The 15,665-nt window shown below is 57.9% G+C and carries 12 protein-coding genes and 1 pseudogene; 7 read left to right on the plus strand and 6 right to left on the minus strand.

Going from position 1 to position 15,665, the window contains the following annotated elements; genetic code table 11:
* The first annotated feature begins 194 nt into the window (after positions 1 to 194).
* The 3 genes from MWU51_RS00330 to MWU51_RS00340 are packed head-to-tail and all read left to right on the plus strand — an operon-like array spanning position 195 to position 3,717.
* Positions 195 to 932, plus strand: coding sequence for a TVP38/TMEM64 family protein (locus tag MWU51_RS00330; RefSeq protein ID WP_247038623.1), 738 nt, complete (start codon positions 195 to 197; stop codon positions 930 to 932).
* Between the two features lies 1 nt (position 933).
* Positions 934 to 2,304, plus strand: a complete 1,371-nt coding sequence (locus tag MWU51_RS00335; protein WP_247032999.1) for an FAD-dependent oxidoreductase — start codon at positions 934 to 936, stop codon at positions 2,302 to 2,304.
* A 24-nt stretch (positions 2,305 to 2,328) separates the two neighbouring features.
* Positions 2,329 to 3,717 carry a HAMP domain-containing sensor histidine kinase gene (locus tag MWU51_RS00340; protein WP_247033001.1) on the plus strand — a complete coding sequence of 463 codons (1,389 nt, stop codon included), beginning with the start codon at positions 2,329 to 2,331 and terminating at the stop codon, positions 3,715 to 3,717.
* A 21-nt stretch (positions 3,718 to 3,738) separates the two neighbouring features.
* Here MWU51_RS00340 and MWU51_RS00345 read toward each other — a convergent pair whose 3' ends face one another.
* The 6 genes and pseudogenes from MWU51_RS00345 to ubiA form a co-directional block, all read right to left on the minus strand.
* Positions 3,739 to 4,212 (minus strand): GNAT family N-acetyltransferase, encoded by a 474-nt coding sequence (locus tag MWU51_RS00345; protein WP_247033003.1) that lies wholly within the window; start codon positions 4,210 to 4,212, stop codon positions 3,739 to 3,741.
* 25 nt (positions 4,213 to 4,237) lie between these two features.
* Positions 4,238 to 7,408, minus strand: a complete 3,171-nt coding sequence (locus MWU51_RS00350) for a reductive dehalogenase (RefSeq protein WP_247038625.1) — start codon at positions 7,406 to 7,408, stop codon at positions 4,238 to 4,240.
* A 265-nt stretch (positions 7,409 to 7,673) separates the two neighbouring features.
* Positions 7,674 to 8,486: pseudogene (locus tag MWU51_RS00355) on the minus strand (sulfatase-like hydrolase/transferase); the annotation flags it as partial.
* A 127-nt stretch (positions 8,487 to 8,613) separates the two neighbouring features.
* Positions 8,614 to 8,943, minus strand: a complete 330-nt coding sequence (locus MWU51_RS00360) for a hypothetical protein (protein ID WP_247033005.1) — start codon at positions 8,941 to 8,943, stop codon at positions 8,614 to 8,616.
* A 24-nt stretch (positions 8,944 to 8,967) separates the two neighbouring features.
* On the minus strand, positions 8,968 to 11,001 hold the full coding sequence (locus MWU51_RS00365; RefSeq protein ID WP_247033007.1) for an OmpA family protein: 2,034 nt from the start codon (positions 10,999 to 11,001) through the stop codon (positions 8,968 to 8,970).
* 64 nt (positions 11,002 to 11,065) lie between these two features.
* The gene (gene ubiA / locus MWU51_RS00370; RefSeq protein WP_247033009.1) at positions 11,066 to 12,034 is read right to left on the minus strand and encodes a 4-hydroxybenzoate octaprenyltransferase; all 969 of its coding nucleotides are present in this window, start codon (positions 12,032 to 12,034) and stop codon (positions 11,066 to 11,068) included.
* An 11-nt stretch (positions 12,035 to 12,045) separates the two neighbouring features.
* Between ubiA and MWU51_RS00375 the strand changes: the two genes are divergently transcribed.
* The 4 genes from MWU51_RS00375 (at position 12,046) to MWU51_RS00390 (ending at position 15,583) form a co-directional block, all read left to right on the plus strand.
* Entirely contained in the window at positions 12,046 to 12,771 is a 726-nt protein-coding gene (locus MWU51_RS00375; RefSeq protein WP_247033010.1) for a 16S rRNA (uracil(1498)-N(3))-methyltransferase, read from the plus strand.
* Between the two features lie 5 nt (positions 12,772 to 12,776).
* Entirely contained in the window at positions 12,777 to 13,640 is an 864-nt protein-coding gene (locus tag MWU51_RS00380) for a GNAT family N-acetyltransferase (RefSeq protein ID WP_247038627.1), read from the plus strand.
* Positions 13,641 to 13,645: 5 nt separating this feature from the next.
* Positions 13,646 to 14,149, plus strand: a complete 504-nt coding sequence (locus MWU51_RS00385; protein ID WP_247033011.1) for a hypothetical protein — start codon at positions 13,646 to 13,648, stop codon at positions 14,147 to 14,149.
* 63 nt (positions 14,150 to 14,212) lie between these two features.
* Positions 14,213 to 15,583 carry a glutamate--cysteine ligase gene (locus tag MWU51_RS00390; RefSeq protein ID WP_247033013.1) on the plus strand — a complete coding sequence of 457 codons (1,371 nt, stop codon included), beginning with the start codon at positions 14,213 to 14,215 and terminating at the stop codon, positions 15,581 to 15,583.
* The last annotated feature ends 82 nt before the right edge of the window (positions 15,584 to 15,665 follow it).

The following is a 15,665-nucleotide window of genomic DNA, read 5'->3' on the forward strand; positions in this document are numbered from 1 at the left end:
GGTCTATAGGGGGCATTGACGGGCAAGTCAAATGCCTGATGAAGAATTTTCCGCCCTTTGTTACAGGCGGGAACGTTTTGGTCATCACAGTTCAACCACGCGTGATGTGGGTGGGCAAGGGGACTGTTTCGCCCCATCCTGTGGTCAAGCAAATGCAGACTGTCGCCGCACTGGCACCGGAGCCGCATATGATGATGACCGAACCAAAAGCACAGACCCCCAAAGAGGCCCAGCATACGATTCTGCGCCGCCTTCCGATCATTGCGATACTGGTCGTGGCTGTTGTTGGGGCGTTCACCCTGCGCGACTACCTTAGCTTCGAGACTTTGGCGCAAAACCGCGAGGCGCTGTTGGCGTTTCGAGACGCAAATTATCTGATGACTGTGCTGGTGTTCATTGCGGCCTATGTGGTGATCGTCAGCTTTTCTCTACCCGGTGCGACGATTGCGACACTGACCGGTGGTTTCCTGTTCGCTACCTTTCCGGGAGTCGTTTTCAACGTTGCAGGTGCGACGATCGGGGCCACAATCATCTTTTTTGCGGCACGTTGGGGATTGGGCGAAAAACTTGCCGCCCGGATGGAAGCCAGTGAGGGTAAGGTGAAGGTAATCAAAGATGGGATTGACGAAAATCAATGGTCGGTCCTGTTCCTGATCCGGCTTGTACCCGCCGTGCCGTTCTTCGTGGCCAACCTGATCCCCGCGTTGGTCGGCGTTCCGCTTTATCGTTTTGTGATCTCAACCTTCCTCGGGATCATGCCCGGTGCGCTGGTCTATACATCTGTCGGCGCTGGGCTGGGCGAGGTTTTTGCGCGCGGCGAAACTCCGGACCTTGGCATCATCTTTGAACCCCACATCCTTCTGCCGATCTTGGGACTGGCCGCGCTTGCTGCCCTTCCCATGGTGCTGAAGCGTTTTAAAAAAGGAGCCTGAAATGGCCGAACGTATCAAGGTCGATGTCTGCGTAATCGGGGGTGGATCGGGTGGTTTGTCCGTGGCGTCAGGCGCGGTTCAGATGGGGGCGTCAGTGGTGCTACTGGAGGGTCACAAGATGGGCGGGGATTGCCTGAACTATGGCTGTGTGCCCTCAAAGGCATTGCTTCATGCAGCCAAGGTCGGGATGGGGTGGGATGATGCCCATGGGCATGTAAAGCAGACTATTGCGACTATTGAGCCGCACGACTCGGTTGAGCGGTTCGAACGGTTGGGCGTGCGTGTCATACAGGAGTATGGCCGGTTTACGTCGCCAACCGAAGTTGAGGTCGGTAATCGTATCATCGAGGCACGGCGCTTCGTGATTGCCACTGGATCGTCGCCCTTGGTGCCGCCCATTCCCGGGTTGGACAAGGTGCCGTATCTGACGAACGAAACGCTTTTTGACCTGAAGGAACAGCCCAAGCACCTGCTGATCATCGGCGGGGGGCCCATCGGGTTGGAGATGGCGCAGGCGCATCGTAGTTTCGGTTGTGATGTGACCGTCATAGAAGGGGCGAAAGCGCTGAGCAAAGATGACCCGGAACTGGCAGCACAGGTGTTGGACACATTGCGCAACGATGGCATCGCTATCGAAGAAGAGGCGCTGGCCGCCGAGGTGCGCGGCAAATCTGGTGCTATTGAAGTCGAGGTCAAAGACGGCCGCGTGTACAAAGGCACCCATCTGTTGGTCGCCGTGGGACGCAAAGCCAATACCGACAAGCTAAACCTGAAGGCCGCAGGGGTAGAGCCGACGCATGCTGGCATCAAAGTGGACGCGGGATTGCGCACCACCAACCGCAAGATCTATGCCATTGGTGATGTTGCAGGCGGGCTTCAGTTTACCCATGTGGCGGGATACCACGCAGGGGTTATCATCCGTTCAATGTTGTTTGGGCTGCCATCTTCGGAACGCACCGATCATATCCCTTGGGCAACTTATACGTCACCAGAATTGGCGCAAATCGGGCTGACCGAGGCCGAAGCACACGAAAAACATGGTGACAAGCTTGAACTCACCCGGTTCGACTTTTCCGGCAATGACCGCGCCATTGCCACGCAGCAAACCAACGGTCTGATTAAGGTGATGATCGTGAAAGGTCGTCCTGTGGGCGCATCCATTGTTGGACCCGGGGCGGGAGAAATGATCAACCTGTGGGCACTTGCACTGGCCAATAATCTGAAGATGAGCCAGATCGCAGCAATGGTTGCGCCCTATCCTACGATAGCGGAAGTTAGCAAACGTGCAGCAGGGGCCTATTTCTCGCCGCGACTGTTTGATAACCCTTGGGTCAAGCGGATTGTTGGACTGGTACAACGGGTCCTGCCATGATGACATAACAGCGGAGCGCGCGCCGTGTTTAACACCCTTTCAGGCCGTTTCCTGATCCTGACGACCCTGTTCGTCATGCTGGCAGAAGTGCTGATATTTGTGCCGTCCGTGGCGCGCTTTCGCGAAGATTACCTTCGCACCCGTCTGGAACGCGCGCAGATTGCGTCCCTTGTGCTGTTGGCCGACGACATGATCGCACCAGAGCTTGAGGCCGAGCTTCTGGAAAACGCCGAAGTCTACAACGTCGTCCTGCGCCGCGATGAGGTGCGGGAGTTGATGTTGTCCTCGCCCATGCCCGCAGCGGTCGACAAAAGCTTCGATTTGCGGCATTCGACACCCTTTATCCTTATCCGCGACGCGATGGGCCGGTTGTTCACCCCAGAACCCGAGGTGATCCGCGTGATTGGCGACCCGGTGCGCGAAGGCGGATTGGTGATTGAAATCACCATGATGACGGTTAAATTGCGCAGCGCGATGTTGGAATATGGCCTGAACATTCTTTATCTGTCGGCAGTCATTTCGGTGATCACAGCTGGTCTTTTGTTTGTTGCAGTGCGCTTTCTGATGGTGCGACCGATCAAGCGGGTGGTGGGCAATATGAAAGATTATGCCATCGACCCTGAGGATGCGCGCAGGATCATCCAGCCCAGCACCAATGTCACCGAGCTGCGCGAGGCTGAGCTTGCCCTTAAAGGCTTACAGACTGACCTGACGGGCGCTCTGAAACAGAAAGAACGGTTGGCGCAACTGGGGGGGGCAGTGGCCCGGATCAGCCACGATCTGCGAAATATCCTGACGACCGCGCAACTATTTGCCGACCGTATGGAAAGCAGCAAGGATCCGATGGTCAAACGTGTCGGACCAAAGCTGGTGAATTCGATCCACCGTGCCGTCAGTCTGTGTGAAAACACACTAACCTTCGGGAAGGCAGAGGAACCTGCACCGTCGCTGGGTTGGGTGGTGCTGTCCGATCTGGCGGGTGATATTTTCGACAGCGAACGACTGGCTGCTGGCGATCATGACCTATCCTTTGCCGAAGACATCCCGGCTGGCATGACACTGCGCGCCGATTCCGAGCAACTCTATCGTATCTTGTCCAATCTTGTGCGTAATGCCCGTCAGGCGATAGTCGCGACAGGCAAAGCGGGTGAGATTGCCGTTCAGGCCATAGAGACTGACACGGATTGGCAGATCCGGGTGGCCGATACCGGACCGGGTCTGCCGAAACCGACACAGGACCATCTGTTTCAGCCTTTTGCCGGAACGAACCGCAGGGGCGGGTCTGGCCTTGGCCTTGCGATCGCTGCCGAACTGGCGCGCGGACATGGCGGCACACTGGCACTGGAACAGACAGGTATTAAAGGCACCACCTTCCTGCTGACCTTGCCGAAAGAGGTTGCACACGCCGAATAGTGTGATCAAGGCGATAAAACGTCAGGCAGACGGAAAGGGGACATCCAGCATCTTGCAGATCGCCCCGTTCATTGACCTGTAGGTGCGAAATCCCATTGCTTCGTAATAGGCTAGGCCTTCGCCGTTTGTAGCGCCGATGGTTGCATCAATGTTTCCGATGCCCGCATTCTGGGCTGCTTTGATCGTTGCGGCGAACAGGGCTCTCCCAACGCCCCGACGGGCGGCGCTGGGTTTGACATGCGTGCCGATAATACCCCAGCCGGGTGTGACGTCGTAAACGTTGCCTTCGGCCGCGCGGGTGAGGGACTGCAGCCCAAGGATTGCACCGTCGTCACCCACGGCAACGCTGCATTGGATGCTATCGGGATTACCAATATAATACTCGCGTACGTAGGCTTCATCCCATGGTCTTTGTCGTTTTCCAAGGTCCGCCAACTCCTTCAGAAACGCGCTAATCTCTGCCGCGTCTTCTAGCGTCGCATGTATTGTTTCCATTCACGGCTTTCCGTTTTTCGATTGGCTAAAGGTCAATTTCGATCTCGCCATTCGGGTCAGCAGCCCTGCTTTGGCACAAGATCATGTTTTCTGCACGCTGTGCGTTGGACAGTACGAAGTCGCGATGTTCAATACCACCAGAGATTACACCGCATTTACAGACGCCACAGATGCCGTCCGAACATTTCACATCAACATGGATGCCCGCCGCGTTCAGGGCATCTGCTGCTGTTTCGTCACTTGCCACTTCTATCCGTCGCCCATCTTTGAGTTTGAGCGTAAACGGGTGGTTTTCGTGTTCGCGTTGGTCAGGTGGATTGAAATACTCCAAATGGCGCGCTGCTTCCGGGATTCCCTGCCGTTCCGCGGCCTCCATCACTGCCGACATGTAGCGGTCCGCCCCACAGCAATAGACTTGGGTGTTTGTTGGAGCACCTGACAGGATAGCATCGAACTCCGCCCGCGAGCCTTCATCCGAGAAATGCAAATGGACACGGTGCGCCCATGGCATCGCCGCAAGATCGTTCAGAAATCCGGCATCCACCCGGCGACTGACCGAGTAATGCAGCGCGAAATCGGCCTCAATGGCGTGCAGGCGGTGAGCAAATGCGATCATCGGCGTGATGCCGATCCCACCGCCCATCAGGAAGGTTTTGGTCGCGTTTTCGTCCAACTCAAAATGGTTGATCGGCTTGGCGACGAACACCTTCCGTCCTTCAGTGAAAATCCGATGAAGCAATGCTGACCCACCGCGTCCATCAGGTTCGCGCAATACTCCGATCTGATAGGACATCCGGTCCGCCGGGTCGCCAGAAAGAGAATACTGGCGCAGAAAATCGGGCGAGACCAACACATCCAGATGCGCCCCGGCTGTCCATGCAGGAAGTGGCGCACCATCAACGGATGAGAACTCGTATTTGGTGACACCTTCGGCCATGGGTTCAACCCGGTTCACAACCAACTGCACCACGGGGGCTTCGTTGGGCATTGTGTAACGGTGGATCATGGAGCTTTCGCCAGCCGCCAGCCGCGCGCGATACTCTTTGGCCGAGATCATCGCCTGATAGGCTGCGATTCCGGCCTCACGATCCATCGGGAAGGGATAGGGATAAGGCGGAGGGGCGAGAGGGGCGGGGTACACCGCCAGCGTTTGATCTTCGTATTTCAGATCCAGATTACGGTTCAGACCGCGCCGGTTCACGGGTTCGTCAGACGGATGATAGCCGCCATCTGGTCCGAGTTTCAGATCCCACCACCATTTCTTCGTGTCGTTCAGCTCTCCGTTGCCGATGGCATCATCCAGCTTGGCCAGCACCGGGGCAGCCCCGGGAAGGTTCGAAGCCGCCCACCTGAATGGGGCTTGGGCAAATAGGCCTTCAAGGTTCCACGGGCAGGTTTTCATACAGCGCCCACACATTGCCCCACCGGGTTGGGTCACGCGATAGGTCGTGCATTTCTGGCTGTCTGACTTCCAGATCTCATAACCGTTGAACATCAGCTTCGGCCCGGCGGTGATCGCGCCTGACGGACATTCTCGCGCACATTTGTTGCAGGCTTCGCAGAACCGTTGCAGGCCGAAGTCGATCGGCTTGTCATGCGCCATCGGCATGTCCGTCGTCACAACCCCCGATTTTAGCCTCGGGCCGAGATAGGGGTTCAGGATGACTTCGCCGATCCGGCTGACCTCGCCCAACCCTGCAAGTAACAAAAGGGGTGGTTGCAGAACGGTCCCGTCCATCACTGTATGCGCCTTGGCAGAATAGCCAAGGTTGCGGATTTGCTGTGCGATCACGCCACCGATCAGCGAGAACCGCAGATAGGCGCGCATGGATTGACTGACGGCGATCCAGTCATCGCCCGACGCGCCCTCCATCGTCTCAAATCCCTGATCGACGATCATTGATACCGCCTGATCATGCGTGGGTTCAATCTCGGCTCCCGTGGTGTCGTGGCTGTACCACGTCCAGTCCGGGCACTGGCTGGTACCTACCGCGTCGATGCCAAGGAAATAGCTGGCGGCCTTCAGAGCATTGGCGTTTCCGACCGGATCATTGGGTCGCCTGTCCTGATCCGCTATCGGTCCATCTTGCAATGGCGTTAGCAACCCTAGCGCGCGGCGCTGGGCATAGCTGGGGGCTGCCTTGCGAACATACATACCGCCGGATGAATGCTCTTGCAGCTGTTTTCCCATATCCCCGAACTGGGCGCGGGCGAACATGTCGGCACGTTTCGGAACGCGGGCCACATTGGGTTCATCAATGTATGTGGTCGGCGTGTCGACCCGCTTCAATCGCTCGAACGGGTGGGCACCCATCGCATAGTCACGTTTCGCATAAGGATCGCGGTTCAGTGCCGATTTCGTTGTCTTTGTTCCCAACCACCACGCCGGGCCGTTGATCTGGTGCCAAGGCTGTTTCGACAAAGGCGCAAGAGGTTTATCGGCCAACAGCGCCATATCCGTCGTTACTGCCGCCAACCCAAACCGCGGACCGATCCAAGGTGCAACGATCTGTCCGTTTTCCTCAGTTGCCAACCCGCCTGCCACTGCCAACCGGTTTAAATCCACATCCGTCGCAGCTCCGGTATGGGCTTTGGCATCAAAGCCCAAAAGGCGGATGTAGTTTGCGATGACAATCGCGGTCTCTGCCCCCAACAGACAGGCGCGTTGGTTCTGTGCATCCATGATCCAGGCAGCGCCCGGTTCATCCGGCTTGGGATCGCGGTGGTGCTCATACAGAAACACGATGGCATGCCGGTGGTTGCTTCCCGGACGGGGTGTGGCCTTGAGGCTTGCACGCAGCTCGGCCATCAATGTGTCGATCCCGGCGGCCAACGTGCGGACTTCGCGATGTTCCAGCGAGGTTACGAGCGCTTCGATGTTCGTGTTGATGATTGGCTGGTCAAGAAAATCATCTGATTCCAAATCCGCGATGCCCACCATGGACGCATCCGAGAAGTATCCAAAGGCTTTAAGATGTTCACTTCGCTCAGCAAGATCATCAGGGATGGTTGCCCGTGCCGGGTTCACATCGCCGTCACGAATTGCGTCCAGCGCGGCTTGATAAGGGGCCATGGCGTTGACGATGCTGTCGGGCTTGTCCGGGCGATCAAACCGGACGGGCAACACAGGGGGGATGCCGGACAAATCGGGGGAAGCCTGCGTGCGGATCAGCCCTTCAAGCGGATAAGGCCCCATATGCACCGGGCGGGTCTTAGTCGAAAACAGCCGCATATCAGGACGGGTCAACAGGCGTAGCTTTGCCGGAATAAGCGGTTAGATGGTCTGGTGGTATCTCCTCATCCCCATAAAGGCCCAGAAGAATGCCAACTTGTCCCGAACCGCCCTTGCGACGCTCTGCGATCTGCGCGTCAGAGATTGTGGTGCACTGAGATTGCCGCCGCACCCAGCAAAACAGCTTATCATACATCGCGGCAATAAGGTCGGCGTGGTCATCGGATGCGCCGAAAACCGGGTGTGGATCGCGGCGTTCGTCTTCGGACCGGACCACCGGCTTGATGTGGTTGTGGCCATACATGTCATGATAGGGCGCAGGCACGATATAGGGCCAGTTGGGCTTGATGAAGCTGACATGGGCGCACCACGGAGCTTTGCCTTTCTGCGTCTCGATGAAATCTATGGTGCGGCTGGTCAACCAAGGGGTTTCGCGGTCTTCTTCACGAATATTGGCGGGTTTGTCGGCATGCATCACCAGAAACCCTGAGGCGATGTCGCCTTCGTCGGTCACGCCCGCGTTTGCATTATCATGCCACGGGTTTGCAGATGGGTAACCTTTGGCCTTAAGGTATTCGTTATAAGGTGATCGTTTCTGATCATAGAAGCCCGCCGGCCCCTCGGCCCAAAGACCTTCATCACGGATCCAGACATCAAAGCCGCATTCCTCGACCCGCGCACCGATCACGCTGTCGTGCGACAAGCCCAGCCAGGCCATGCCTTCGACATCGGCTTTCATATGGGTCTTACTGATCAACCAACAGCCCATGCCAGCTTTGCGCAGATGATCGCCTATTGTCATTTCTCCGACCTTCAGCGGGAAGTTGTTGAACGACGCGCCGTGAGACGAGACATAGCGCCCTGTATACGTGCTCATCCGACTGGCACCACAAACAGGAGACTGGCAGTAAGCACGATTAAACCGCACGCCCCGTGCGGCCACACGATCAAAATTTGGCGTCCTTAACGTTGGGTGCCCCGCGCAGCTGAGGTAATCGAACCGCAGCTGATCATACATGATGAAAAGGATGTTTAGAGCCATGCCCGCGCCTCCTCCGGCATATCATTCTGTTCGCAATGGAATCAGTTGAGCATGGACGGAAAGGGGGCGCTACCCCATATTGGATTCAATATCCAAATCTGGGGACGGTTGTTAAACCTGATATCGATCAGGTCGCTTGTTGGACCCGTTCGATATAGGCACGAAGCTCGCCCGCTTCTTGCCGGGCATCGCGTAGACCATCCATGGCGGCGCTCAGTTCTGCTTCGGTCTGTTGCAACTGGTTGGACATCTCCGCTTCACGTTGCTGCAGATATGTCATGGCCTGATCGCGGGTTTCTTCGGCTTCATGAAGGGCTTGTGCCATTTTGTCCAATTCGTCCATTTCGGTTCCAGCGACCTGAACGAACCGATGGATCAGCCAATGGGCGAACCATCCAAGCGCAAAGGCCACGAACAAGATGATGGCGGTGACGATGATAAACTCGGTTCTGTTCATCGTAGAAAGTCCTTGCTTGGAGGCCTAGCGCTCGGGGCGCGGTTTTGGGCGGGTGTCATCGGTTTTGGGCGTGAACACGTCCACGCCACTGTAAGGTGGAGCGTCGGCGTCTTGGGTCGCATCTGCGTCCTCGTCGGACGTACTGGCCTCTCCTTCGCGTGCGTCAGTATCCGAGGCCGCGGCATCCGCGTCATTGGGCCCTTCCGGATCAGTGCCGGTATCGCTGTCTTCTGCATCAGAAGTGTCCAGCAAGCGGAACTCGATCCGGCGGTTGGCTTCGCGGCCGTCTTCGGTGCCATTATCGGCGATTGGATCTGCTTCGCCATAGCCTTGTGCTGTCAGGTTTGTCGTCAGGATGCGGCGCGTTAGAAGCGCGTTCAAAACCGCCTGCGCCCGGCTTTGCGACAGGGCCAGGTTCATTTCCTCACGTCCCTGACTGTCGGTGTAGCCTTGGATTTCCATTCGCACATCCGCGCAATCTTTCATGATCTCGGCGATCTCGTCGATGGTTCCGGCGGCCGAGGCTTCGATATTCGCTGAACCGGGGGCAAATGTGATCTTTTCTTTGGCCATGATCGCGTTGATGTTGGCCGCACATTGTTCTGGGCTGGGCAACGACAGGCGCGGATCAAGTTCTTCCTGATAGTCTACATCGACCTGAAAGTTCTCAGATGCACCCAGTTTTTCGCTCAGTATGCGCGAAACTGAATCGCTTGCATCCGGGTCGCCGGTCACGCCGCGAATATCAACGACCTCGGGCTGAACCACGACCGACCCGCTCGACAGAAAGGACAGGGCTTCCAGCCCGGCCAGAACGCGGGTCGGCCAATCATTTGGCAATTCACCATCCAGCCGCGTAGCAGGGTACACGTTGCCCGATCCGAACTTTGCCCGGGCAAAGCTCTCAGTGGCGCTGCGCAGGGTTTCGTCTGTCAGACGACCCCGCATCTGGACCAGCCCTTCCGGGCTGCGGGTGGCGACAAATTCGGGTGGCCCGCTGCCTTCACCGCTGCCGTCGATCTTGACCGGGGCAGGCAAAACGGAGTGCAGGGAGTAAAGGTCGGGCAGATCGTTCTCCAACTCGCCGACAATGCGGTCAAATGTGGCTTGCGGGGTGGTGTCGGGGGCGACAAGGGTCACATCTGCATCCGAGAAGGTGATCGAGCCTCCACCCAGCTCACTGACTGCACGAATACCGGTTTCGACGGCATCCGGCCAATCGGGCGACGGAACACCAAGACCGATGGTGCAATTGGCGGCCTTGGTCAGGCCTGCTTCGGTCGCAGCAGATACAATGCGCGCGCGTCCGACGGTTGTGTGGGCTGAACACGCGTCGAAACGTGGGCCATCTTCGTCAATCAGGAACCGCAGGGTGAAAGGGGTGATAACTGGCCGTGGTGCCGAGATATCAATCGACAAAAGGGCGGTACGAGGGGCTGCGCGTTTCAGGTCACGCGCCCATTTGGCTTTCTGATCCACACTGTCGGCCAATGCAGTGATCGCCACCTTGTCCGCATCCATCGAGATTTTCGAGCGCGGCAACGTCTCAAGTGCATAGACCGCAAAGGCCAGCACCTCGTCCCAATTGGCAGGCACCGGATAGTCAGCGGTTTCAAGCAGGTCGGTGACATGAGAATCGCGTGCTATCGCGTTGACGTCTTTGTTCAAGCCTTCGCGGTCAGAAGCTGCCGGGATCAGTCCGATCATCGAAATACCCGCATCATTGCGCAGAATCTCGATCGAAAAGCGTGGTGGTTTGATGGCTTCGGCGGCCGGGATGGTCACGTTGTCGATGACGCGTGTCGAATCGACGACCTTGCCGGCGGCAGCAAGTGCGCGAAACCGTGCGGCCTCATTCGGGGCCACACCTGACAGGATCACCTGAAGCCCATCGGCTTCGGCGCTGGCCCATTCGTGACCTTGCAGAAACAGTTCGTCCATGACGCCGTCCTGCGACGTTGCCTCGATTGCGGACACGGCAAGGTTTGCTGCGAGAAGTGACACCAATGCAGCGATAAAGAACGAGGCAGGAACCAGAAAAACTTGCGAAAGGCGCATACTGAATGGCGTCCGTTATCTTGTGAATCCTATGCTTCTTAAGGCCTGTCGCAGTCCGGCGCAATCAAAGCAATATTGCGATGGCGAGAAACAGCACAGGGATCAGCCCGGTGTTTCGGTTGGAACGGAACAGTCGCAAACAAGTCTTGGGATCGTCTGTTTTCAATTGCCTGAGTTGCCACATCATATGCCAACCCATGAACCAAACACCACCAAGGGCAATGACCAATGACAGGATGTTTTCACCCGGAACCATGGCTAAAATCACTGCAAATGCCATCAAAACGATGGTCAGGACCTGAAACAACAGCAACCATTTTTGGCTGTTTTCACCGAACAATCGGGCAGTGGATTTGACCCCGATCAGAGCGTCATCTTCGGTGTCCTGATGGGCATAGATTGTGTCGTAGAACAGCGTCCAGGTAATGCCTGCGACATAAAGCACCACCGCAGGCAATCCAAGGCTTCCGGTGTGCGCTGTCCATGCCAGAAGCGCGCCCCAGTTGAAGGCGATGCCCAGAAAAACTTGCGGCCACCATGTGAATCGCTTGGCAAAGGGATAAATGGCAACCGGCACAAGCGAGACGATGCCCAATAAAATCGCGGCAGCGTTGAAGGTCAGCAGAATCCCGAACGCGATCAGGGCTTGCAGCGCCATCCAGATTGCCGCCTGTCGCGCTGTGACTTGCCCTGACGGAATAGGGCGGCTGCGCGTCCGTTCAACCCGCTCATCAATATCGCGGTCGGTGATGTCGTTCCACGTGCACCCCGCGCCGCGCATCAACCAAGCACCAATGGCACACCCCACCATGATCCACACATCCGACCAGCCGAAACGTCCGCTGACATTGGCCGCCAGCAATACCCCCCACCAACAAGGCAACAGTAATAGCCATGTGCCGATGGGCCTGTCCGCGCGGCTCAGGCGCAGATAGGGGCGGCTCCAGGCCGGGGCGCGATGGTCGACCCAGTTGTCGGTATAGGCGTCGGACACGCGTCCTTTTGGCTCTGGCATATCGGCGTTTTGGGTCATAGGTTTCCCTCATGAAACAGGCGAAAGTCAGGCTCTATGTAGATCACCCCTTGGCTGAGGGGCAAACCGTTTCGCTGGAGCGGGATCAGGCGCATTACCTTTTTGGGGTGATGCGGCTGGGCGAAGGCGATCTGGTGGCGCTGTTCAATGGTCGGGACGGAGAGTTTCCGGCAGAGATCATCGAGGCAGGTAAACGCAAGGGTGTTCTGGAATGTCAGACCCAGTCTCGACCTTTGCACATGCCGCCCGATCTGTGGCTGTGCTTTGCGCCGATCAAGAAAGCGCGCACTGATTTCATCGTGGAAAAGGCCGCCGAAATGGGCGCGGCCCTGATACAGCCCATGCAGACCGACTTTACCAATTCCGAACGTATCCGCCGTGACCGCCTGCAGGCTCATGCCATCGAAGCCGCCGAGCAATGCGGTGGCACCTATGTGCCCGAAGTGGTCGATCTGATGCGCATGGACAGGCTGTTGGACGCATGGCCAGATGATCGCCAGATCATGTTTTGTGACGAAGCGCTTGTGGGTGCGGCCGAGACACTCTCTGCCGCCAGTGGGCACCGCTGGGCCATCTTCATCGGCCCCGAAGGCGGGTTCTCTGACCGGGAACGGGCGCGCCTGCATGCGATGGAAAACGCCCACCCCGTCAGCCTTGGCCCGCGCATCCTGCGCGCCGATACTGCCGCCGTGGCGGCCATGACCATGTGGCAGCAGGTGTTGGGAGATTGGTCTTGATCCGCATGGCGAGGCCTGGTGATGAGGGCGCGATAGATGCGTTCCTGAAGCCCCATTCGGCAAGCTCCATGTTCTTGCGATCCAACCTTGCGCAATTCGGGCTGGGACTTGGCCCGGATCGGTCCGACGACCCGCGCGCGACAACGTTTTGGCTGGCCAAGAATGGTGCCATGCGCGCGGTCTTTGGGCTGAGCAACGCCGGGTTTGTTATGGGTCAAGCACTAGACAACGACCCCGATGACTGGATCGCTTTTCGCGACGCGCTGAAAGGCGCAACGGTGGCAGGCATCACGGGGGCCACGCCTCAGATCAAGACTGCAATGGAGGTTCTGGGGCTACAGAATGCGCCATATTCGGTGATGCGCGATGAGCCGCATTACAGGCTGGACCTTTACGATCTTGAAGACCCCGCCAGCAACGCGCGGTTGCGTCCCGCCAAACCTGACGATCTTGACCTGCTGTTCGACTGGATCATTGACTATGACACCAGTGTTTTGGGGTCCCCTTTGAACGACGTGACTCGTGCGCGCACCAGTGCAAATGCGCAGGCGCACATGAATTCAGACAGCCATCGCATTCTGGAGGTCGACGGCATGCCCGTCGCGAAGACCGCGTTCAACGCGTCCTTGCCCGACATGGTGCAGATCGGCGGCGTCTATACGCCCCCGGAACACCGGTCGAAAGGCTATGCCCGAACCGCTGTCGCGCTTCACCTATTGGAAGCGCGCGAACGCGGTGTGAAAACCGCGATCCTGTTTGCCAGCGGTGAACCAGCCTGCCGCGCTTACGAAGCTATCGGTTTTCAAAGGATTGGCACCTATACATTGGCCATTCTTGCCAAACCGCGCGTGATCGGAGCCAACGGATGAGTTTCATGCGACCAGAAGCCCGGGAAACACTGGCCAGATATCGCGAATCCTTGGTTGGCGGTGCGGTGATCGTAATGGGGCTTTGGTGGGCAATCGGATCGCTGGGGCTGATCAAGTGGATCGGCCTGACCGTCGCGGCGTTCGGCGCAGCGATCCTGTGGTTAGGCCTGCGTCACGCGCGCATTCGGGCGGGGCATGGTGGCGTTGGTGTGGTGCAGGTAGATGAACGGCAAATCACCTATCTGGCGCCCGTCGGGGGCGGGTTCGCTTCGCTCGACGATGTGGGCCGGATCGAGATCGCAAAAGACCGCGCGGGCATGGCGGTTTGGCGCTTTCGCACAGGCAACGAGATTTTGTTCATCCCGGTGCGCGCAGAAGGGGCCGAGGCGCTGTTTGACGCGCTCACCGCTCTGTCTGGCGCAGACATTGATGTGGCCATCCGTGCCGCCAACACTCCGCCCAATGAAACTGTCGTGATCTGGCAACGCGCGGTCGTAAAGCTGCATTGACAGTCTCGACCCATTGCCCCACGACTTGAAGACCCTGCAAGGCGCGAACAGTAGGAGACGCCCATGTCCATCCCTCAGTCCGGCGGCGGACCGATCACCCACCAAGACCAGTTGGCCCAGTATTTGTCAGACGGCTGCAAGCCGCGTAATGCGTGGAAGATAGGGACCGAGCATGAGAAGTTCGGCTATTGCAAGGACACGCTAAAGCCGCTGTCTTATGATGGGCCGCGGTCGATCTTGGCGATGCTGGAAGGTTTGCGCGACCGCTTCAACTGGACTGAGGTGCGCGAGGCGGGCAACCTGATCGGGCTAGAGCGTGACGGCGCGAATATCAGCCTTGAACCGGGCGGACAGTTCGAGCTGTCCGGGGCACCACTGGAAACCATCCACCAAACCTGTGACGAGGTGAACGAACATCTACGCGAAGTGCAGGAAGTCGCGGATGGGATCGGTGCGCGCTTCATCGGCCTTGGCGCAGCGCCCGATTGGACGCATGAGCAGATGCCGGTGATGCCCAAGGGGCGTTACAAGCTGATGACCGACTACATGGACAAGGTCGGCACCCACGGCAAACAGATGATGTATAGAACCTGCACCGTACAAGTGAACCTCGACTTCGCAAGCGAAGCCGACATGGTGAAAAAGTACCGTGTGGCACTGGCATTGCAGCCCGTGGCCACCGCGCTTTTCGCCAATTCGCCGTTTTTTGAAGGCAAACCCAACGGTCACAAGTCGTGGCGCTCGCGCATCTGGCGCGATCTGGATCCGGCCCGCACCGGAATGCTGCCCTTCGTGTTCGAAGACGGGATGGGGTTCGAGCGCTACGTGCAATACGTGCTCGATGTGCCGATGTATTTCGTCTATCGCGACGGGGAATATATCGACGCGCTGGGCCAATCGTTCCGCGACTTCATGCAGGGCAAACTTCCGGCACTGCCGGGTGAAACACCGACCCTATCCGATTGGGCCGATCACCTGACAACGATCTTCCCCGAAGCTCGTATCAAGCAATACATGGAGATGCGCGGTGCTGATGGTGGCCCGTGGCGCCGCCTTTGTGCGCTGCCTGCGTTCTGGGTGGGCCTGATGTATGATCAAAACAGTCTGAACGCGGCTTGGGATTTGGTTAAGAGCTTGGACGCCGAGACCCGAGAAGGATTGCGGGTGGCTGCGTCGGTCAAGGGCTTGCAGGGCGAAGCGGGCGGCATTAAGCTGCACGACCTTGCCCGCGAGGCGGTTAAGATCGCCGAAGCCGGGCTAAAAGCCCGCGCCCGAGCCGGCAACGCCGGACTGGTGCCAGACGAAACCCATTTCCTGAATGCCCTTCAGGAAAGCGTCGAGGAAGGGCGCTCGCCTGCCTGTGAATTGCTTACCAAGTATAATGGCGAATGGGGCGGCGATCTGACTCACCTTTATGAAGAATACAGTTACTGAGTGGGATTGCGCGCTAAGCCCGATATCCAAGTAATACGCCGCAAGCTAGGGGCGCTGCCCCTCGGCCCCCCGCGGCGCGGGT

Source organism: Aliiroseovarius sp. F47248L, assembly GCF_023016085.1.
Lineage (GTDB): Bacteria > Pseudomonadota > Alphaproteobacteria > Rhodobacterales > Rhodobacteraceae > Aliiroseovarius.